Source organism: Steroidobacter gossypii, from assembly GCF_016801985.1.
Taxonomy (GTDB): domain Bacteria; phylum Pseudomonadota; class Gammaproteobacteria; order Steroidobacterales; family Steroidobacteraceae; genus Steroidobacter; species Steroidobacter gossypii.
Map to the genome: position 1 here is coordinate 149687 of NZ_JAEVLS010000002.1, position 20714 is coordinate 170400.

Here is a 20714-nt window from a genome sequence, read left to right on the forward strand (position 1 = left end):
TCATTCGATATCCATGGATGCACGTGCTTCTTGAACTTGCGTGCGGCGCACGGCACGATTTACAACTGTGAGCGCCGAAGCCACCAATGAAGCCACTCTCACCCTGGGTGAGTTGCTATACGCCAATCCAGCGGTCACCCGAATCGGGGAGAAGGAGTGGCTCGCCCTGATTCACGCGATTGCCGCTGGCGACGAGGCGGCGTTGCGCTCGCTGTACGAGAAAACTCATCCGCTGGTCTTCACCTACCTGGTGCGTTTGACCGGCGACCGCGAGCTGACTCAAGAGCTGGTTCTCGACATCTACCAAATGATCTGGTGCGAAGCGCCGGTGTTTGCGGCTGCGGAGGGCCCCGTGCTCGGCTGGATCATGCGACAAGCCCGAGCCCACGCGCTCCATCATCCACGCGCCGGCAAGCCGCCCGGCGATGCGGAGCGAGTCGCCGAGGACTTGAGACTGAAAGAGGCGCTCGAGACGCTGACCATGCATGAACGCGAGGCCATCGAGGCCACTATCCTGAACGGCTCGTCGTACTCCGAGCTCGCCGCCCAACATGGCGATAGCATTGGCACGATCAAGAGTCGTCTCCGAGCCGGACTGGCGAAGCTGCAGCTGGCCTTCCAAAAACAAGGTGCGGCATCATGAGCTCGTCATCGCGCAACAATCGATGCGAGCGCACCGACCTGGTCGCCTCGTATGCGCTGGCGGCTCTGGATAGCGCCGAAGCGCGGCTGATGGCGGAGCATTTGCCCGCCTGCCTGGAGTGTCAGCAGGAGTATTACTCGCTGGGGCCGCTCACCGGCGCCTTGACGGCGTGGCGCACTCAAACGTTGCCGCCTCCCGCGCCGATCTGGAACGAGCTCGCCGAGCGCATCGCCAAGGCGTCGCAAAAGAAGGCATCGGCTCCAGCGCCCAAGGTGACATGGTCCGGCGCGGAGGATTGGCATGAGCCTCAGTGGGAACAAGCCGCACCCGGCATCACCGTCAAGCTGCTATCGACGGACAAGGAAGGCGACCGTGTGAGCATGCTCGTGCGTCTCGCTCCGGGCGTCTCGTATCCGCCGCATCGGCACGCGGGCGTCGAGGAGTTGTATCTGCTCGAAGGCGAGCTGTGGATCGAAGACCGGAAACTGTATCCCGGCGATTTCAACCGAGCCGAGCCTGGCACGGCGGATCAGCGTGTGTACAGTGAAACCGGCTGCATGTGCCTGTTGATCACCTCGCCGTCGGATCAACTGCGCTGATCTTCGCGCGAGAGCAGGGCCGACCGTGGGTCGACCCTGCTTCAGCCGCGTTATCTCACCACGATCGACACGCTACCCGGTTCGCTGCGCTGGTAGCCGTCCCACACCGACACGAACAGTTTCAGCTCGGTGCCTTTGGGTACAGCGCTCAACCCAGCGGCATCCGCCACGGTGATCGCGCCCGTATCCGCGTCGATCGCGAATATGCCGCCGGAGGAATATTCCGTTTGCCACTCTGAGAGCGTCGTGTCCGTGTCCGCATCGCGTGCGTTGGCGGTGCCGACGACCGTTCCGGTGGGCGCGTTTCCGGCTACAGACAGCCACTGATGCACGACCTCAGCGCGGTCGTTACGAACGTAACGTTGCAGCCACTGCATGGCTGGACGCTCGGCACCATTCTCATAAACGAGCCAGGCACCCTGAGCAGTCCGCCAGTGGCCCGGGCGATAACCCCACAAGGTGATGCCGCGCACCGCGGGATGCTCCCAGAACACCGGGAAGATTTTCTGATAGCCCGCCAGTTGCACCGGATCGTCGTTGCCGTCGATGTCGAGCTCGGTCACGTAGATCGGCAGCGCGGTCTTGCTCGCCAGATAGTCGAGATTGGCGCGCAGGTTGGGCATCGGCGCCGGCTCGGTCGTCGAGAACGCATGACCTTGAATGCCGACCAGATCGATGAGTCCACGCGCCTTCAAGAGCTTGACGATGTCGACGTAGTTCCGGACCGCGTTGCCGTCGTTGACGATGCTGTAATCGTTGAGCATCAGCTTCGCGTCGGGGAAATACTCGCGCGCCAGCGCGAAGGCGTTGATGATCCAATCCCAGCCGGTGGCGCCGGCGCCGCCGAGCGCCTCGTAATAGTTGCCGCAGCCACCGCATGACTGGCCGGCAGGTGTATTGGCCGGCGCGAGCGGCGGATCGTGCAGCGGCTCGTTGACGACCTCGATCTGCTCCAGATCGGGATAGCGCTCGGCGATGGCGGCAAACCATTCCCGCAGCTCCTCGAGCTGTTCGGCGGGCGGCAGATTCTGCATCCACTCCGGTTGCTGATTGCCCCACACCAGCACGTGCCATTTGAAGATGAAGCCGTTGTCGCGCGCCATCTGATACGCCGCGTCGGCCTGGGCCCAGTTCATGACGTCGCGCGTGCTCTCGACCGTCGCCCATTTGCCGCCGTTCTCGGGCGTGACTTGATTCCAGTACGCGGCGAAATTCGCCGTCTGCGCCGGACTGTGAGCGCTGCCCAGGAACTTCGCTTTGCCCGTCGCGATCGGTGGACCGGGCGGTGTGTACGGCGGAGGAGGTGGGGGCGGTGGCGTTCCGGTGGCGGCCGAGCCGGTATCCAGATCGTTCACCGTGTACCACGAGCCCTGATGGCCGAAGGCAAACTTGTCGATGAAATTGCCGGTTTCGCGGCCGGCGGCGGAAAACACCTGCGTGAGATTGCCTTCGGGCACCGTCCAGGTGGCCGGGCCGGCAAAGCCGGTGAGCCTGAACCATTTGAAAACATTGGTGGTGGCCGGACCGCCATTGCGAACCGTATCGGCTGGCGCGGTGAAGCCGCCGCCATCGACTTGATTCACCAGCACCCATTCACTGGTGCCGACCTTGTCGCCAAAGCCGTTGCCGATGAAGAAACTATCGTCGCTGCCGCCACCGGGGCCGACGCGGAACCGGGCGTACAGATCGTAGTTGCCCGCGGCCGGGAACGTGACCGAATAGGTCAGCGCGCCATCGGCAGTGGCGGGCGGGCCGAAGCCCGGTGAATCGTTGACGATGGTGACGTAGGTGGCGCCGTCCGCGGTTCCGACGGCATAGCCAGAACTGACAGTGGCCGATTCCGCTTCGACAATGATGGGTTCGGTCTGCGCCACGGCGGCCAGTGGCGCGGCCCAAAACACACACGCACTCAGCAACGCACGAGAGTCCATGCTCATGGTCTATCCCCCAGGATTTATAGTGCAGCGTTGAAACTGTCTGTCGGACGATTGGAAGCTAACACCAATCACGGCGCGATGGTAGCGGTATCAACTTCATGGCCTCGGGGCCGGGCGGCCGGGTGGTGCCGCCAACGTTTGCTAAAACCGAAATGACGATCCGCTAAACTAGCGCGCCGCCCCCGGTTCTTCAGTCCAGGATCACTCGATGTCCCTGTTCTCGCGCTTCCGAAAGGCGCCGCCTCCCGCAGCACCGGTGCAGTCGTCGGAGAAGATTCCTACGGATGCGCCCGCACCCAGCGCGCCCGCACCCGGCGCGCCCGAGCCCGCTTTGCTCGCCGTGCAGGAGGAGCAGAGTCTGACCGCGGCCATTTCGGCCGGGGATGCCCAGACCGTCGCCAGGCTGGTGATCGAGGGGACGTCCACCAAGATCCGCCAGCGGGCCGCCGAGGCAGTTGAAGATCCCGCGCAGATTCGCCAGCTCCTCAGGGATGCGCGCGGCGGCAAGGACAAGAGCGTCTACAAGATTCTGACCCGCAAACGCGACGCTCTGCTCGCGCATGAGCGAGAGGTTCAGCATCTGCATGAGGAGGTCGCTGCGGTTTCCGCCGCTATCGAGCGACATAGCCATCGGCACTACGACGCCTTGTTCACACCGACGCTCGAGCAATTGGAAAGTCGTTGGAAAGCGGTGGCTGCGCACGCCGGGCAAGACGTTGCCGCGGCGACTCAGGAGGCCATCGATCGGTCGCGCGAGGTCATCGCGCAACACTTGCGACAGATTGCCGCTGACGCCGCTCGCGAACTCGCCGCTGCCAACGCCGCAGCTCTCGCCCAGAAGCAACGCGAAGCGGAACAGCAGGCGGCGGCTGCAGCTGCGGCCGAACGAGCGCACCTCATCGAAGAGGAGCGCAAGGCGCAAGCACAGAAAGCCGAGGCGGAAGCACAGGCTCTGCGCCAGATCGGCGGACTGTTGCGCAAGGCGCATGGGGCTCTGGCCACGGGCAGCAGCAGAACGGCTCAAGGCCTGCGTCGTGCCATCGAAGAGAAGCTGCCCGCGGTTCCGCCGCTGCCGGCGCACCTCGCCAATCAGCTGAAACAGCTCGACGCCAAGCTGCAGGAGCTGGCCGACTGGCGCAGCTTCTCGGTCGCTCCGAAGCGCCTCGAGCTGATCGAACGGATGGAGTCGCTGATCGGCGCGACTCTGCATCCGTCGGCGCTCGCCGGGCACATCAAGGATTTGCAGGAACAGTGGCGCACGTTGAGCAAAGGCTCGGGCGAGGCGGAGGCGGAGTGGCATCGTTTCCACGAGGCCGCGCAAAAGGCTTATCAACCCTGCCGCGAATTCTTCGAAGCTCAGGCGCAAGTGAAGCAGGAAAACCTGCGCCAGCGCGGCCTGCTGTTCGAACGGCTCGCCAATTTCGAGGCGCAGCACAACTGGGAGCAGCCGGACTGGCGCACTGTGATCACCGCGGTGCGCGAAGCCCGTCAACTGTGGCGCCAGCACTCGCCCGTGGATCCCGCCGAAGCCGAGGCTCTGCAGCGCAAGTTCAACGAGCTCACTTCGTCACTGCAAAGTCGTATCGATGCCGAATACGCGCGCAACGTGAAGGAGAAAACATCACTCATCGCGCGGGTGCGGGGGCTGTTGCAATCCTCGGATATTCGCAAGGCCATCGAAGAGGCCAAGCGACTGCAAGAGCAATGGAAATCCGTCGGTCCTGTGCCGCGCGACGAAGATCGCAAGCTGTGGGAAGAGTTTCGACAGCAATGCGATACCCTGTTTCAAAAGCGTCAGCAGGAGTTTGCGACTCAGAACGAAGCCATCGAGGGCAAGAAATCCCAGGTGGTCGCGTTGTGCGAAGAGCTGGACAGGATGGCCGCTTGCACCGGCCAGGAATTGCTCGGCATGGCCCGAAAGCTTCCCGAGATGTGGCTCGCGTTCGAGGAGATTGGCGAACTGCCCAAGGGCCAGGCCCGGCAGTTGCAGGACAGATTCGAGCGCGCATTCGATCGCTGTCACCACGCAGTGGCTCGTCAGCATGCGCTCGATGCCGAGCAAGGTTGGACCGATCTGTTCGATGCGGCCAACGCCGTCCGCGCCTATCGACTCGCACTCGCTCGTCATGCCGATGCTGCCGAGAGTCAGGCGCTGAAACAGGCTGCGGAAGATCGCCTGGCTGGCGCGACCAAGTGGCCCAAGCGTGGCCTGGAGGCTGTGAAGAACACGCTCGCTCGCGCAGGCGACGACGATGTGGCCGCGAACGAGCGCGCATTACGAATGCTCTGTATCCGCGCCGAGATCTCGACTGATACTCCGACCCCTTCGGACGACCAGACGCTCCGCCGTGAATACCAAATGCAGCGGCTGAGAGACAGCATGGGGCAGGGAGTGAAGGCGGACGAACATGAGATCGATTCGTTGACGCTCGAATGGCTGGGCGTGGGTCCGGTGGACGAGACTGTGTACGCACCGCTGCTCGAGCGCTTCAAAAAGTGTCGGGAGAAGGTGTTGCTATCGTCGAGGCGCAAGGGCTAATCGGGACAGCCAGTGCGCTAGTCAACACTGCTAAGATTTCTGGATGACGCAGTGCTGGTGGCTGTATTTGCTCGCTTGCCGCGATGGTCGCACTTACGCCGGCATCGCGATCGACGTTGCTGCGCGCTTTGCCGCTCATAGCAGCGGCAAAGGCGCGAAGTTCACGCGTTCCAATCCACCGACCCGCGTGCTGGGGGCGCGCGCTTTTGCTAGCAAGTCCGAGGCAATGAAGGCAGAGGCGGCGCTGAAGAAATTGAATCGCACGCAGCGCCTGGCCTGGGCGCAAGAATGCGGAGCGTTTCAAGCCGATCCATCGCCGCCATCGCCAGGGTAGGTGAGCTCGCCGTTCACCACGCGCGCCGGCGGCGCGATCTCGTGGCGCTTTGCATGCGTTTCATCCATGATGTGGATGACCTCCACGCCGCGCAATTCCAATACGTCTGCGATCAATCGACGATGACAGCGCCACCAGACGGCTTCGGCGCACATCAACGCGGTGCGTTCCTGACTGGCCAATTCGAGTAGCTCTGCGAGTCCCGTCTCGAATTCCTCGGATTGCAGATGGTCCGCATAACCTCGGAAAGAAACATTGCGCCAGCCGGTGTTTGCCGAGTCCTTGTGCGCTCGTCGCCTGCCTCCAAGGGCAGGAAACCAGCGATAGGCGAACCCGTTGGCCGGCAGCTGTTCGCGTAGCGCCTGGTGATCGAACTGCGGCAGCCGGCGCGAGCCCGGCAGCTTCCGTACGTCCGCGACGGCCTGAAGCTCATAGGACCACAGCAGCCGAACGAATTCCTGCCACGATCGAGTGGAGTGCCCGACCGTCCAGACTTTGAGACTCATCGGTGAGCCTGCCGGCGCCGGTCGAGTCTGTCGGCGTCTTCGGTGTTACAGTGTGTTTGCGAACCCATGGTTTTCCGGTGCAGGACCCGTACCCAGTCGACGAATCGTCTGGTGGAACGCGGCAGCACCGCCGAAGTTCGTTTTCTGGGGCACAGGGCAGTAACGAGCGGTCAACGTATGGCGCAGGTCATCCCCGATCCGAAAAAGATCAAGAGCTTCCGGTCGGCGGCCGATTTCGAGCAGTGGCTCAGCAGATATCACGACCGGGAGACGGAGCTGTGGCTGCGGGTTTACAAGAAGGACTCCGGTAAACCGACCGTGACTACCGCCGAGGCGCTCGATGTCGTGCTGTGCTGGGGCTGGATCGACGGAATACGCAAGGCCTATGACGACAGCTCGTTTCTGCAACGCTATACGCCGCGCAAGCCCAAGAGCATCTGGAGCCACATCAATCGCGAGAACGTTGCGCGCCTGATCGCGGCCGGCCGCATGACTCCGCACGGCCAGAAGCAGATCGACGCCGCCAAAGCCGATGGTCGCTGGGATGCCGCTTACGCCCCGATCCGCAGCGCCTCCGCAGACACCATTCCGAAAGACCTGCGCGCCGCAATCGATGCGAACGCTCGCGCCCGCAAGACCTTTGAACTGCTCAACCGCCAGAACCTGTTCGCGTTGACCTTTCGCACCAACAACATGAAAACGCCCGCCGGGCGCGCGAAGAAGATCGAGACGCTGGTCGCGATGCTTGCCAAGGGCGAAACCATCGTGCCTCAACGACTCGAAAAGAAGGCCGTGGCCAGCCGAGCCAAGCCGAACAAGAGGTGAGCGGGCATGGCAAGGTGGATGCTGTTGTTCATCTTGCTGCTGGCCGGCCTGTCGCGTGTCGCGTCCGCCTGCACGTGCCGACCGGGCCTGAGCTTGGAAGAGCATTATCAGCGTGCCGATCACATCCTGATCGCGAAGATCACCGGCTGCGCGCCGGACAGATTGTCACAGGACGGACAGTGCCGCGATCACGGCTGGACCTTCGATACCATCGAAAACTTGAAGGGTTCAGAGGCTCGGGTTCAGCAGCGTCCTGCCAGTGCCGGCTACGTTTCGGACACCTGCGACATTGCTTTCAAGATCGGTGAGCTGTACCTGCTATTTCTCGAGGAGGGCCGCACCCACGCATGCAGCGGCACAGGCATCCTCAGTGGCGAAACGGGCGCTCGCAAGCAGAGCGATCTGGAAATATTGCGCGCTTACCGCGACGGCACAATCAGCAAGATCGTCAATCCTTGGTACTTCTCCGACTCGGGGTGGTACTGCGGTATCGATCATTTGTTGGAGGGTGGCGCCGAGCTCCGCTTCGGTTACGTTTATGGAACGCCTCCGGTGCCTGTTCGAAGCAGCGCGGACGGATCGCCCACGCCAGTGATGACGTTGAAACTTGTCGGGGCCTTCGATGTTCCGAGGTCCACGCGTCTCGTCATCGATGGTGAGCCAGTGCCGCTGACCAGGGCGACAACTCAGGTGACTGCAACGTATACATACTCTGCGGATACCGTGAAAGGAGCCGCAGCGCTCGCCTTCGTAGACAGGTTGATGCAGCCTGCGGAACTCGTCTTCAGTGGTCACCGATCCGTTGCCGGCGAGCCGCCAAAGCCCTTCCGGGCCACGACGAACACTGCTCACGCCCCGGATGCCGCGGCCAGGTTCAAAGCTTGCGTTGCGGCTCATCCTGCGGCGAACTGAGCCGCCGATTTCCGAAGCTGGCGAGGCTGCGTTCTGGTGTTAGTCTTACGAGCCCAACGCAGCGAGACTGAAGCATGAGCCTGATTCTTTCGTGGTTGATCCTCTCGTTCGCCGTGTGGATCACGGCTGCCATCCTGCCGGGCTTCCATATCAAGAGCGCCAAGAGCGCCTTGCTGGTGGCCGCGATTTTTGGCGTGCTCAACTTCCTGCTGGGCTGGCTGCTGTTCGCGGTCTTCACCGTCGCGACTCTCGGCATCGCGTGGCTGCTGGCGTTCATCACGCGGTGGATCATCAACGCCATCCTGCTCGTCATCACGGACAAGCTGACCGACCACCTGAAGATCGACGGCTTCGGCTGGGCGCTCGGCGGCGCCCTGGTGATGTCGCTGGCGGGGACGCTCGGCGAGTGGATCGTGCGCTCCGTCTTTTAGCCCAGTCGCTGCCGCGAAAAAAATTCGGCGCGAGCTGTCGGTTGTCCCGCCGCTCGCCCGTCCTTGGATTCGACAGACTCGCTCACTCATGAATCCTCGGAGACCTCCATGGCCAAGAATGTCATTTGCCTTTGGTACGACGGCACGGCGGAAGAAGCCGCCAGATTTTACGCCGAGACCTTCCCGAACAGTGCCGTTACGGCCGTCCACTCCGCGCCGGGCGATTTCCCCGGCGGCAAGCAAGGGCAGGCGCTCACGGTCGAGTTCACCGTGCTGGGCGTGGCTTGCCTCGGCCTGAACGGCGGTCCCATCTTCAAGCACAGTGAAGCGTTTTCGTTTCAGGTGATCACCGAAGACCAGGCCGAGACCGATCGCTACTGGAACGCCATCGTCGGCAACGGCGGCGCCGAGAGCGTCTGCGGCTGGTGCAAGGACAAATGGGGCGTGTCCTGGCAGATCAGCCCTCGCGTTCTGATCGAAGCCACCACCCATCGCGACCCTGCCGTCGCGAAGCGCGCGTTCGACGCGATGATGAAAATGAAAAAGATCGACATCGCCGCCATCGAAGCAGCCGTTCGCGGCGCGGCCTGAGACGGCTTTCCTGTCGGCCGGGCGCGTAGCGCCCGGCTAGACATAACCAAGCGCGTCTCGCAGCCGCGCGATCCCATTCCCTGTGAAGGTCCGTTTAGCCGAACCACAAACTATTCTGAATTTGTGAGAATATTCCTCGCCCGAGCACATCCCTGCTCCAAACATTCCTAGAACATTGTCAGGGGATACGGATGAATCGAGCGCTGAAAGTCGTCAATGGAATTCTGCTGGCTCTGTTTGCGCTCGCCGTCGTGGGTGCGGCGATGGGCGGTGGATTGGGCGGCGCCTTGCCTGCCTCCATCTGGCTCGTCGTACCCTTCCTCACAATGCGCGCGGCCGACCAACCGAGCGGCTCGCTCTACGGCTGGGCGTTCGGCCTCAATGTGTTCGGCCTGTTCTGTTTTGCGGCATCGACGGTCGCACTGTTCTTGAACACAGGCTTGCATGCGAAAGCTGCCGCCATCGCGCTCCTGGTTGCACTGTTCGCAGCGCCTTTTGCGTGGAATCTGTACGCGCTTCGCAAGGTGAAGGCGGAAGATGAGAACTACGAGCCGAGCACCTGGGAAGCAGCCCAGAGCGCGCAATCAGTCGAGGCGCCCGCGAGCCGCAACTACTTCATCCGGCACTGGCGCGGTGAGTTGTCGCTTCCGATCTCCTATTGGGTGAATGGCTCGCTGCTGGGCCTGGGTCTCGGGCTGCTGTTTCTGCTCATGGCCGAGCTGGCAAAGGATTGGGAACTTCGCACCACCGCCTTTGTGATGCTTGGGCTGATGTCGCTACTCATCCTGGTGACCATCTGGTCGACCGTCGGCATCTTGCGATCGGCCAATCAGCACGCCAGTCGCGGGGGCAGCGCCGGCTGGGCGATTGCGGCCCAGGTCGTTACCTGCTTGAGCGCGCTCAGTTTCGTAGCCAGGGTGGGCACGCAGCTGGGTCCGCAGATGGGCGAATTTGCGTCGATCGCCTTCAACTACGATTCGTTGAAGCGTGTGAATGCAACACTCTCCGCTGACGGCACCATCCTGACGCTACAGGGCACGATTGGCACCGGCAGCTACGAGTACGTGCATCAAGTTCTCGGAGCGGCGCCTGAAGTTCGCACGATCGTGCTCGACTCACAGGGCGGACGCATTCGTGAAGCAGAGCAGCTCGCCGAGATGGTTCGCGACCGAGGCCTGGATACCTACGTTGAGGGGCAGTGCGCGAGCGCGTGTACTTATTTGTTCCTTGCAGGCAAGGATCGCGCCGCCACGCCGAATGCCAAGATCGGCTTTCATCGTCCTTCCTTCGCTGGCACCAGTGATTATCAGGCGGGTCTTACCAAGATGCTCGCCTACTATCGCACGGCGGGCATCTCCGAGCCCTTCCTCGATCGGATTCGCAACACCAAGTCAGAGCAGATGTGGTATCCCTCGCGCGATGAGCTCATCGACAACGGTGTGCTCACACGTGTCTCGCTCGGTGGCGAGGCCGCCATGCTCGCTGCCAAGTTTGGCTCACGCTCGGAGCTCGAGCAGGCTTATCGATCGTTGCCGCTGATGCAGGCTATGGACAGGCGCTTTCCGGGGACGGTCGATCAAGCGATCGATGCAGCCTGGGCGCAGTATCAGTCCGGCGCTCGCGACGGCGATATTTCTGCCGCGGCCCGTCGGATCCTGTCCGACATCTACCCGCAGCTCCTCGCCACGGCGGACGATGCCGGCCTCGAGGCATTTCTGAATTTGTCGATTCGTCAGCTGAGCGCGGCAAGCGAGTTGGGAGCGGATGCCTGTGGCCTGTTCCTGGATTCGAAACTCGATGTAACAAAGGTGTTCGCACCCGAGCTCATCGAGGAGGAGATGCAGTGGAGCCTGTCGCAGCTTGCTGCATCCCCCGTGCCGCGAGCGACGGTGTCTGCTGGGCAGTTCCAACAGGCGCTTCTGCCGGTGGCCGAGGCGCTCGACCCATCGATTCTCGACGTCGTCGCGGCGCCAGAACAGTTTGCCGACGAACCTCACCGGCGCTGCACTTCAACGCTCGCGTTCTACGAAGCCGTCGCCTCGCAACCCGCGACCGCGCGAGCAATCCTGTTACGCGGGATGTTTCAGTCCGGCGACGAATGAGATAAAGCAACGTCTGCATAGTCCGCCAATGTGCCTCCGCAAAGCCGGCGGCGATTCAACAGTCGACGTTTCCTTCGAAACGCCGAATGTAGATTCAAGTCGTCGCGGCCGGCGTCACCGTACGGTAAGCACCATGGATCGAACCGTCCGCCTCGCCGTGCTCATCGGATGAGACAAGGCACGAGCCAGCAATTATTTGGAATCCCACTCGAGGTGTCTGGCTAGCCATCAACCATAGCGGCTCATTCGGGTGGTGCTTCTTGGTGGGCGATCGCATCGGCGACCGCTCTGGGTCACGCGAAATCGTCGCATGAAGCTCGCTTGCAATACGCGCCTCTGTAACTTTTCCAGTAAAAGATTTCCGGCGTGGAGCTTCAGCGACAGTTGCGCACTACGAGTGATCGCGCGTAGGGTCGCGCGCGCAACTCAGAAGAATCGTCGGGCACGCGCATATTCCAAAGAATCTGTGATCGGTCTTCGGTGGCGACGCCGAGGGCCGCACGTGACCGGCTGTCACTAGCAATCAGACTAAGAAGGGTGAGAGAGATGTTCCGAATGCATGCACTCGTTGCAGCCAGCGCACTATTGCTGTCTGTTGTCGCGGTGGAGTCCGCGAGCGCGGCGAATCCGTTGGGGATCGCTTGGAAGAACGTCACCAACGTCCACTTATACGGCAAGCCGACGGGCATGCTGATCGCGGGGCGGTGCAATCGGAACGATCCGGCATTTCAGGCCGCGAGACAGAAGGGGGCGGAGGTGCTCGCTTATATCAATCCGATAGCGCGGCCGGATCATTTCGTGTGCGCGCTCGACACGCAGTTCTACATGAACGACATCGGCCAGGTGCCGCTGTGGCCCTATCCGACGTATGGCCAGAGAAGCGCATGGGCGAACACGCGCATGACCGACATTCGCGCGGGATCGGATTGGGCGGATTACGTGGTGAGCTACGTCGAGCGTCTGATGCGTGAAGGCAAAGTGGATGGCGTGTTCGTGGATAGCGTGGGTGTGCGACCCTGGAGCAGTCTGGCGGAGTGGAACTCCTGGCCGCTGGCGGAAAAGAACGCCTATGCGAAGGGCAACATCGATCTGATGCGCCGGTTGGACGCGCGGCGGCGGGCAATCAAGCCCAGTTTCATCATCGTGAACAACAACGTGTGGGAAGCGGGCAATATCAAAGCGCTTGAAGGGGAACGCTACGTCGACGGCGTGGTGCTCGAGCATCCCAAGCCGCTGTCGCCCTGGCATGTGAAATACGCGAACCGGCCTTTCGGCAATCTCGGCCATCGTCGCGTGCTGGTGATCGCCAACACGCGAGCGGATGCACAGGCATGGGCCAAAGTGCCTGGCGTGACCCATGTGTCGGACCAGAAGACTTCGCAGTACAAGCACCCGAATGCGCCGGCGGTATCGTTCCAGCGGCTGAACGATCGATAGCGCTGCGATGCTGCGGCAGTCAGCTTCGCTCCGACTGCCGCAGCAACTCTGCCAGGTGCTGCTCCCACACTTCCGCCAACGTGTGAGTGCCGTGGCCCGCCGTCTGGTCGCTGAACGGTATCAGCAGCGCCTTGCCGTTCGGCACGCGACGAATCTCGCGCTCGAGGATCTGCAGCTCGGGAGGGTTGATCAGGTCGTCGGCGAAATTGATCGCCAGTAGCGGGGCTCGAATCATCTCCAGCTGCGGGGCCGGGTCGTAATCCTCCGAAGCCGACAGCGCATAAAGCAGGTCATTGGCATCGGCGGTCTTCAACGCGTTGCTGACGTAAGCGTCCAGCACTTCATCGCTACGACGCAGCGTCGGCATCTGCTCCTGGCGCAGCACCGGGTTGCTGCCCATCAGGAACAGCATCTGCAGACCCGTCTTCAACGCGGCAGGTTGCTCCTTATAGTCTCCTTGCCGCCACTCGGGATCGTTGCGGATCGCGTCGATGACCACGCGTCGCCACGCGCGATTGCGCCCCGAGATCTGTCCCGGAAGGCTGGCGAGGGGCAGCAGGGCGTCCATGAACTGCGGGTGCAGCTCGCCCCATAACCAGCTGTGCATGCCGCCCATCGACGTGCCCATCACCAGCCGCGCATGCTCGACGCCAAGCTCCTTCAGCAGCAGACGCTGCGCCTCGATCATGTCGAGATAGCCATAACGCGGAAACCTGGCGCGCAACCCATCGCTCGGTTTGCTGGATTGGCCGTGACCGATGCCGTCCGGCAGGACGATGAAATATTTCGTTCCATCGAGGACGCCGCCGACGCGAAACAGTCGATCCGCGAAATCGGCGCGCAGGAACTGAGCGCCACTGCCTCCCGTGCCGTGCAGGATCAGCACCGCATTCTTCGCCACGCCTTTGGCATCACGCTCGAGCTTGCCCACCGTTCGGTAATGCAAGCGCAGCTCCGGCAACTGCTCGTTCGATTGGAAGCGGAAGTTGCGCAGGACCACGTCGCCTTCGACCGGTTGTGGATAGTTCGCCTGGGCCATGCACAGGGTCTGCACGGCAAACTGACACAGCAGCAGGAGCACGATTCGAAGCATGCGATGAGTTCCAGTGACAAAGGGCGCCGGGCGCTCTTATATCAAACCTGGGCGGCGCTTGCCGCTCGCGGTCCGGAGCGTTATGTTGGGACGATGCCACGCTCAGTCTCCCCACGGGTGCCGGTGCGCACGATGAGATGCGGTGAGGGCGACGGATGTGCCAGGATGTTTTCATGAGACGTTTCATGCTGTCGGCATTGGCCACCCTGCTGCTCTCGGTAAGCGCCGGCGCACAACCCGTGGTCGTGGAATTGTTCACCTCGCAGGGATGCAGCTCGTGTCCGCCGGCTGACGCCTTGCTCGGCGAGTTGGCGCGCCGGCCCGACGTCATCGCCTTGGCCTATCACGTCGACTACTGGGACGATCAGGGCTGGAAGGATCGCTTCTCGATGCCCGAGGCCACGCAGCGGCAGAAGGGCTACATCAGGCGGTTGTCGCGCGCCGGCGCGTTCACACCACAGATCGTGGTGAGTGGCGACACCAGCCTGGTGGGATCGAATCGCCAGGCGGTGGAGCAGGCCATCGCGGGCGACCGGGATGCGCTGGCCATGAGGTTATCGAAGGTCGGCAGCAACCTGCAGATTCAGTTCACCGAAGCCTGGCGCGAGTCGATGGATGTTTATCTGGTTTCCTATCTGGCCGAGGCCACGCACAAGATCGCCGCCGGCGAAAACGCTCGGCGCACGCTGAAACATTACAACGTGGTTCGCTCGTTCAAGCGGCTTGGCACCTGGAACGGCAAGCCGCAGCGGATGAGCGCGTCGATCACGGAATTGCCGCAGGATGCGACCGGCGTGGCCGTCATCCTGCAGCGGAAGAATCAAGGCGCGATCGCCGGCGCCGCCAGGCTGGCGCTGCGTTGAAATCTCATCCGCCGATCATCGGTCGATTCAAGGAGAACCCACTGCATGAGCAAGATTCGCGTTGCCGGCTTTGCTGTTTCACTGGACGGCTACGGCGCCGGTCCCGACCAGTCGCTGCAGAATCCTCTCGGCGTCGGTGGCGAGTCATTGCATGAATGGGCGGTCGCCACCCGGACGTTCAAAAGAATGCACGGTGGCGAAGGCGGCAGCACGGGCATCGACGATGACTTTCTGGCCCGCGGTTTCGACAACATGGGCGCCTGGATCCTCGGACGGAACATGTTCGGTCCGATTCGCGGTGAGTGGCCGGACGATCAGTGGAAGGGCTGGTGGGGAACGAATCCGCCGTATCACGTGCCGGTGTTCGTGCTGACCCATCATCCGCGCGCTCCGATCGAAATGGCCGGCGGCACGACGTTTCATTTCGTGACCGAGGGCATTCACGCCGCACTCGAGCAGGCAGTCAAAGCAGCGAAGGGCAAGGATGTGCGGATCGGCGGCGGAGCTTCCACCATCCGGCAGTTCCTGGAGGCCCGACTCATCGACGAGATGCACCTGGCGATCGTGCCGAGACTGCTGGGCCGGGGCGAGTCGCTATTCCAGGGGCTGGATCTTGGCGCGCTCGGCTATGAGGTGATCGAGCGTCGAACTTCTGAACAGGTGCTCCACGTGATCATCGGCAGAGCCGCCGGCGCTTAGCCGCCGGAGCGGCTCGACTCGCCCGGCAGCTGGCTCAGAAAATCGCTGAGGCTCTGGCGGCCATCGCTGAATTCCTCATAACGACGTGGTGCGTCCGGAACACCACGCGCGGTGAGCAGGATGCGATTCGAGCGCGAGATCGCCAGCAGATCTTCGCGCTCGATCGGGAAATAAATGTGAGTCGAACCGGGAATGGGCAGCGGCAGCGCCGACTGGCTGATACCCAGTTCGGATGCAGTGCCTGCGTGGCGGGCGAGTGAGAGTGCGCGATCGCCGACCTGCACCTCGACGTTCTGGAACGAAGCTTCGAGCTTTTGCGGCACCGTCGGTGAAAAGTCGGCGGTGGTCCATAAAATCGCCACCAGATACAGTCGCCGGTCGCCCATGCGGTTGACTTCGATGGCCGTCAGCTGCGCGTAATCGCGCTCGTTGAACACGGGGGGCGGCTCGGCGCGAATCATGACCATCGGTTCGGTCTGCGCCGTGATCGTGACCGACGACACCGGATCCATCCATGACTTCACGGTGGGCTGCGCCGAGCAACCGGCCAGCATCAGTACCGCCAACAGCACGCCATATTTCTTCATCTCGGACCTGCCGACTTCCTGACGGGAAACTGCCATCGAGGCGGCATCATACAAGAACTCGCTGAATGGGAGAGCGCGGGCATGTGGCGCTTGCACCGTCGAGATTGGATACATGCCGCTTACGCGTCATGGTGCTCTCGAGCCGTTAACGCGGGACGTTATCGATCGTTTTATTTTTACGGTGCGTGGCTTGCATTAATCGCGGGCGCTTCAACAACAAAGGGGTTTGTCATGAGTAAGCTGATAAGAAACACATTGTGCGTTGCCGCGCTTGGAGTAGGAATGTCACTGGGCTATTTCGCTTCAGCCACGGCGCCCGACGGTGGTGAGGAGCCACCACCGCCGCCGCCGCCGAAATTGAACGATTGCAGCCCGGGCTTCTGGAAGAACCATACGGAATATTGGGCGACACAGTACTGTGGCAGCGAGGCGTGTGTGGCCGATGTGCTGCGCAACCTCACCAGTCAGGGCAAGGGAAGCGACGCGCTTCGTCACAACCAGGCTGCCGCCTTGAATGCGTGGGCCGATGGCTACTACAAAGCAAAGATCTGTACGGATTGAGCAGGGTCGGTCGCCGCGCGTCGGTGCGGTCGGCTGGAAACGAAACGCCGCCTTCGGGCGGCGTTTTGTTTGCTCGGGAGCAAGCGTGATATCCGAGCTATCAGCGCGTGGCTCGCGGCGCGTGTCTGTGTAGTACGAAGAAATCACCCAAGGCCAGCGGGTCGCGGACTACGTGTACGATCGAATCTATCGACCGACGCCTTGAGACGACGGTTCATTCGAACTGTGCATCGTCCAGCTTCAGGTCGCCGCGCTCATAAGCGTCGACGATACGTTTCGCGGCGGTCCGATCCTCCTCGTCGACCATGATCGCGAGGAAGCCGATCGCGGGCACTTCGCCGAGCGCGCCTTGCAAGTACGATCCTTGAACGAACGTATCTATGCCATGCTCTCGCAGCAGCCCCGCGAGCAGGTGGGCTTCGAAGTAGTCGCTGCAACGAAAGACTGGCGTCACGATACGCTCCGCTGTTCAGGCCGTTTCGAAGGTGCGGCCAACGGCGGTAGTATGGCTGAATCCAGGCGCCAGGGGTTGTCAATGACTGCACGGGAAAGAGTAGCGATCGTCACGGGAGCTGGAACGGGGATTGGCAAGGCGGTGGCCTTGGCGATGCTCCGGGACGGCTATCGCGTCGTGCTCGCAGGACGTCGCAAGGAGCCCCTCGAGGCGGTGATCGCGCAGGCGGGGGTCGATAGCTCTCGGGCGCTGGCGGTTCCGACAGACGTAGCCCATCCTGGTTCGGTGCAGGCGTTGTTCGAAAGGACTCAGGCCAACTTCGGTCGTCTGGACGTGCTGTTCAACAACGCCGGCGTCGCCGCGCCGCCTGTGCCGCTCGAAGAATTGACCTTCGAACAATGGCGGCACGTGGTGGACGTCAATCTCACCGGAATGTTTCTTTGCACGCAGGCGGCCTTCAAGCTCATGAAGGCGCAGCAGCCGCGCGGTGGGCGCATCATCAACAACGGTTCGATCTCGGCGCACGCGCCGAGACCGAACTCTGCGCCATACACGGCGACCAAGCACGCCGTGACCGGGCTCACCAAGTCCACTTCGCTCGACGGCCGGAAATACGATATTGCCTGTGGACAGATCGACATCGGCAATGCAGTCACCGATCTCGCGGCGCCGATGGCCCACGGCGTGCCCCAGGCCAACGGCAGCATCGCGGTCGAGCCGCTGATGGACGTCGAGCACGTCGGCTCATCCGTGCTCTACATGGCCAACCTGCCGCTCGATGCAAACGTGCAGTTCATGACCATCATGGCGACCAAGATGCCGTTCGTGGGTCGGGGTTAGACCCACCCGCCCGATCAGGCGACTCGCCGAAGCACTCGGCGGCGGAAATCGCTGAGAATTTCGTGAGCGGCGTTGTGGCCCGGTGCGCCAGTGACTCCGCCGCCGGGGTGTGTGCCGGAGCCGCACATATATAAGCCATGCAGCGGGCCGCGATAGTTGCCGTGGCCGAGCATGGGGCGGGCGGAGAACATTTGATCCAGGCTGAGCGCGCCGTGGAAGATATCGCCGCCGATCAGGCCGAAGGTGCGTTCCAGATCCAGCGGGCTCATGATCTGTCGACCGAGCACGGCGGCCTTGAAGTTGGGCGCGTGCGCGTTGACTGTATCGATCATGAGATCGGCGACAGCTTCACGATGCGCGTCCCACGATTCGCCGTTCGGCAGCGTTGGCGCGACGTGCTGGCAGAACATGCTGGCGACGTGTTGACCGGCAGGCGCGAGGCTGTCGTCCAGGGTCGAGGGAATGAGCACTTCGACGATGGGTTGTTTCGACCAGCCATGGGTGCGGGCGTCGAAGTAGGCGCGCTCCATATAAGCCAACGTCGGTGCGATGATGATGCCCGCGGTGTGATGAGCCGCGCGCTGCTTCCCGGGCAGGCAAGAAAAGTCCGGCAGCTCGGACAGCGCGACGTTCATGCGAAATGTGCCGGAGCCGCAGCGCCATTGTTTGATGCGCTCCAGAAAGGTGGCAGGCAATGCCGCCGGATCGAGCAGGCTCGTATACAACAATTTGGGGTTCAGATTCGAGACGACGGCAGCGGCATGAAACGTTTCGCCCGACTCGGTCACCGCGCCGACAGCTTTGCCGTTCTCGACGATGATCTCTCGCACGCCCGCGTTGACGCGAATGTCCACGCCGCGGCTGGCGGCCGACTTGGCCATCGCTTGCGTGATCGCGCCCATGCCGCCGATGGCGTGACCCCACGCACCTTTCTTACCATTTACCTCACCGAACACGTGATGAAGCAGAACGTAGGCGGACCCTGGAGAGTAGGGGCTCGCATAGTTGCCGACGACGCCGTCGAAACCGTAGACCGCTTTGATCGGCGCGCTCTCGAACCAGCCGTCCAGATAGTCGCCGGCGGAAGTGACGAACAGGCTCAACAATTCCTGGCGCATCGCCATGTCGAGCTTGCTGAAACGACCTCCCAGTTTGGCCGCGTGCACCAGTTCCGGTAACGCCATGCGCCAGCCGCCATCGACCACGTTCGGCGGCGTCTGCAAAACCAGGTCCCGGAGCAGGTCGGCGATGATATCGAGCCGGTCGCCGTAGGCGTCCAGTCGATCCGCATCCTTCTGTGAGAACTTCGCGACTTCACGTTTGGTGCGATCGCCGCCTGTGGCGAGATAACGCCCATCCTCGGTGGGAAGGAAGTTGGACATCTCGCGTTCCACGACACGCAATCCATGCGCTTGCAACTGCAGATCCCGAATCACCTTCGGATTGAGCAGCGAGACCGTGTACGAGGCGACGGAGTTGCGAAAGCCCGGGTGAAATTCTTCAGTGACTGCCGCGCCGCCGACCACATGGCGTCGCTCCAGCACCGTTACCTTCAGGCCCGACGCGGCGAGGTAAGCCGCGCACACCAACCCATTGTGGCCACCGCCGACGATCAGAACGTCAGACTTTGCGGGCACTGCGGCTCTCCGGAATCATGGCGCGCATGCGCTTGGCGAAACTGCGCAGGCACACTTCGCTTTCGCTCAGCGGCCCGACCGTATAGCTGCTCGAATACATGCCCGCTTGCACGCGAGAGATCAACGCGGTGTCCTCTTTGTTGACCTGTCGATTGATGCGCCAGTTCAGAAAACGCGCCGCGCGCATTTCGCGCCGGTCGTCGGGATGCACATAGGCGATCTCGCGGATCATGGTTTCGGTGGCGGAGATCGGAATGAACTGCATGAAGTCGATCTGATCGGGATAGATGTCGAAGGCGAGGTTCGGCCACAGCTTGAAGTAGGTCCAAAGCCGCTGCCGCTCCGGCGGCAGCCACTCGACGGCTGGCAGCAGCTGTTGATACATGCGCTCCGACCAGCTCTTGCGGGGCGACTCCTGCAGCAGGCCCCACATCTTGTCCGCCCACGGTTGCGCTTCGATTCCATAGCTGCGACCAAACAGCCGGTTGAGCCCGGGGTGCGCCACGTCGATATGCATGCCGTCGGAGTAGTTGTCGGCGACGTTCTTCCAGTTCACGTTGCGCGGTCGCAGAGTGACGCGACCTTGGGGCACGAGCTCTTCCATGCGATAGGCGGCGAGCTCGTCGACGTACGGTGCCAGCATTTCGCTCACACTCGGCAGGCCGGGCTCCAGCCGAATGAAGATGAAGCCCATGAAAATTTCCTGCTCCAGTGGCACGAGTCCGTGCTGATCGGGATTCAGATCGCGAAACGTTTCGCGATAGGGCACCCCGATGAGCCGTCCGTCGAGAGAATAACTCCACGCGTGATACGGGCAGGTGATGCGTCCGCCGCAATGTCCCTTCGGCCCGTCGAGCAGCCGCGAGGCGCGATGGCGACATACATTGTGAAAGCTGCGGATCTGGCCGTCGCGTCCGCGGACCGACACGATCGACTCGCCCAGCAGGTCGAAGCAATGATAGTCGCCTGGTTTGGGGATGTCGTTGCCGTGGCACACCAACTGCCAGCTGGTGCGGAAGATCGAGCGCTTCTCGAGCTCGAAAAACTCCGGATCGTGGTAGATCCAGGCCGGCAGACCCACGCTCGGATCGTCCATTTGGGCGGTGGCGGAGGGAGCGGATTGC

General features: G+C 62.3%; 21 protein-coding genes. 14 read left to right on the forward strand and 7 right to left on the reverse strand.

Annotated features, from left to right (window positions below; all coding sequences use genetic code 11):
• Positions 1-67 precede the first annotated feature (67 nt).
• Both JM946_RS31215 and JM946_RS08050 read left to right on the forward strand, forming a co-directional pair.
• Positions 68-643, forward strand: coding sequence for an RNA polymerase sigma factor (locus JM946_RS31215; protein WP_203166689.1), 576 nt, complete (start codon positions 68-70; stop codon positions 641-643).
• Positions 640-1242, forward strand: a complete 603-nt coding sequence (locus tag JM946_RS08050) for a cupin domain-containing protein (protein WP_203166690.1) — start codon at positions 640-642, stop codon at positions 1240-1242. The genes JM946_RS31215 and JM946_RS08050 overlap by 4 nt, the downstream gene beginning before the upstream one ends.
• A gap of 50 nt (positions 1243-1292) precedes the next feature.
• Here JM946_RS08050 and JM946_RS08055 read toward each other — a convergent pair whose 3' ends face one another.
• Entirely contained in the window at positions 1293-3179 is a 1887-nt protein-coding gene (locus tag JM946_RS08055; protein WP_203166691.1) for an endo-1,4-beta-xylanase, read from the reverse strand.
• Between the two features lie 208 nt (positions 3180-3387).
• On the opposite strand from JM946_RS08055, the gene JM946_RS08060 reads away from it, so the two are divergent.
• Together JM946_RS08060 and JM946_RS08065 are read left to right on the forward strand one after the other, a co-directional pair.
• Positions 3388-5718 carry a DUF349 domain-containing protein gene (locus JM946_RS08060; protein ID WP_203166692.1) on the forward strand — a complete coding sequence of 777 codons (2331 nt, stop codon included), beginning with the start codon at positions 3388-3390 and terminating at the stop codon, positions 5716-5718.
• 43 nt (positions 5719-5761) lie between these two features.
• Entirely contained in the window at positions 5762-6052 is a 291-nt protein-coding gene (locus JM946_RS08065; protein ID WP_203166693.1) for a GIY-YIG nuclease family protein, read from the forward strand.
• On the opposite strand, the gene JM946_RS08070 is transcribed toward JM946_RS08065, so the two are convergent.
• Positions 6019-6558 carry a DUF488 domain-containing protein gene (locus JM946_RS08070; RefSeq protein WP_203166694.1) on the reverse strand — a complete coding sequence of 180 codons (540 nt, stop codon included), beginning with the start codon at positions 6556-6558 and terminating at the stop codon, positions 6019-6021. The genes JM946_RS08065 and JM946_RS08070 overlap by 34 nt on opposite strands.
• A 177-nt stretch (positions 6559-6735) precedes the next feature.
• On the opposite strand from JM946_RS08070, the gene JM946_RS08075 reads away from it, so the two are divergent.
• From JM946_RS08075 to JM946_RS08100, 6 genes are all read left to right on the forward strand, one after another.
• Entirely contained in the window at positions 6736-7383 is a 648-nt protein-coding gene (locus JM946_RS08075) for a YdeI/OmpD-associated family protein (RefSeq protein ID WP_203166695.1), read from the forward strand.
• 6 nt (positions 7384-7389) lie between these two features.
• Positions 7390-8295 (forward strand): hypothetical protein, encoded by a 906-nt coding sequence (locus tag JM946_RS08080; RefSeq protein ID WP_203166696.1) that lies wholly within the window; start codon positions 7390-7392, stop codon positions 8293-8295.
• Between the two features lie 74 nt (positions 8296-8369).
• Positions 8370-8726, forward strand: coding sequence for a phage holin family protein (locus tag JM946_RS08085; RefSeq protein WP_203166697.1), 357 nt, complete (start codon positions 8370-8372; stop codon positions 8724-8726).
• Positions 8727-8834: 108 nt separating this feature from the next.
• Positions 8835-9317 carry a VOC family protein gene (locus tag JM946_RS08090; RefSeq protein ID WP_203166699.1) on the forward strand — a complete coding sequence of 161 codons (483 nt, stop codon included), beginning with the start codon at positions 8835-8837 and terminating at the stop codon, positions 9315-9317.
• 191 nt (positions 9318-9508) lie between these two features.
• Positions 9509-11419, forward strand: a complete 1911-nt coding sequence (locus JM946_RS08095; protein ID WP_203166701.1) for a COG3904 family protein — start codon at positions 9509-9511, stop codon at positions 11417-11419.
• A 555-nt stretch (positions 11420-11974) separates the two neighbouring features.
• A complete protein-coding gene (locus JM946_RS08100; RefSeq protein WP_203166703.1) occupies positions 11975-12856 on the forward strand; it encodes a hypothetical protein in 882 nt (293 codons plus the stop codon).
• 19 nt (positions 12857-12875) lie between these two features.
• Here the strand turns inward: JM946_RS08100 and JM946_RS08105 are convergent, their stop codons facing one another.
• Entirely contained in the window at positions 12876-13949 is a 1074-nt protein-coding gene (locus tag JM946_RS08105) for an alpha/beta fold hydrolase (protein ID WP_203166704.1), read from the reverse strand.
• A 173-nt stretch (positions 13950-14122) separates the two neighbouring features.
• On the opposite strand from JM946_RS08105, the gene JM946_RS08110 reads away from it, so the two are divergent.
• Both JM946_RS08110 and JM946_RS08115 read left to right on the forward strand, forming a co-directional pair.
• On the forward strand, positions 14123-14812 hold the full coding sequence (locus tag JM946_RS08110) for a DUF1223 domain-containing protein (RefSeq protein ID WP_203166706.1): 690 nt from the start codon (positions 14123-14125) through the stop codon (positions 14810-14812).
• Between the two features lie 45 nt (positions 14813-14857).
• Positions 14858-15511 (forward strand): dihydrofolate reductase family protein, encoded by a 654-nt coding sequence (locus JM946_RS08115; protein ID WP_203166707.1) that lies wholly within the window; start codon positions 14858-14860, stop codon positions 15509-15511.
• Here the strand turns inward: JM946_RS08115 and JM946_RS08120 are convergent.
• Positions 15508-16134: a hypothetical protein gene (locus JM946_RS08120; protein WP_203166709.1), complete on the reverse strand. Its 627-nt coding sequence runs from the start codon at positions 16132-16134 to the stop codon at positions 15508-15510. The two genes, JM946_RS08115 and JM946_RS08120, sit on opposite strands and share 4 nt — an antisense overlap.
• A 195-nt stretch (positions 16135-16329) precedes the next feature.
• On the opposite strand from JM946_RS08120, the gene JM946_RS08125 reads away from it, so the two are divergent.
• On the forward strand, positions 16330-16659 hold the full coding sequence (locus tag JM946_RS08125) for a hypothetical protein (RefSeq protein ID WP_203166711.1): 330 nt from the start codon (positions 16330-16332) through the stop codon (positions 16657-16659).
• Between the two features lie 214 nt (positions 16660-16873).
• On the opposite strand, the gene JM946_RS08130 is transcribed toward JM946_RS08125, so the two are convergent.
• Positions 16874-17113, reverse strand: coding sequence for a putative signal transducing protein (locus JM946_RS08130; protein WP_203166713.1), 240 nt, complete (start codon positions 17111-17113; stop codon positions 16874-16876).
• 81 nt (positions 17114-17194) lie between these two features.
• Between JM946_RS08130 and JM946_RS08135 the strand changes: the two genes are divergently transcribed.
• Positions 17195-17953, forward strand: a complete 759-nt coding sequence (locus tag JM946_RS08135; protein WP_203166715.1) for an SDR family oxidoreductase — start codon at positions 17195-17197, stop codon at positions 17951-17953.
• A 14-nt stretch (positions 17954-17967) separates the two neighbouring features.
• Here the strand turns inward: JM946_RS08135 and JM946_RS08140 are convergent, their stop codons facing one another.
• Complete coding sequence (locus tag JM946_RS08140) at positions 17968-19590, reverse strand: phytoene desaturase family protein (protein ID WP_203166717.1); 1623 nt, start codon at positions 19588-19590, stop codon at positions 17968-17970.
• Positions 19574-20686: an aromatic ring-hydroxylating oxygenase subunit alpha gene (locus JM946_RS08145; protein ID WP_407700524.1), complete on the reverse strand. Its 1113-nt coding sequence runs from the start codon at positions 20684-20686 to the stop codon at positions 19574-19576. The genes JM946_RS08140 and JM946_RS08145 overlap by 17 nt, the downstream gene beginning before the upstream one ends.
• Positions 20687-20714: the final 28 nt, after the last annotated feature.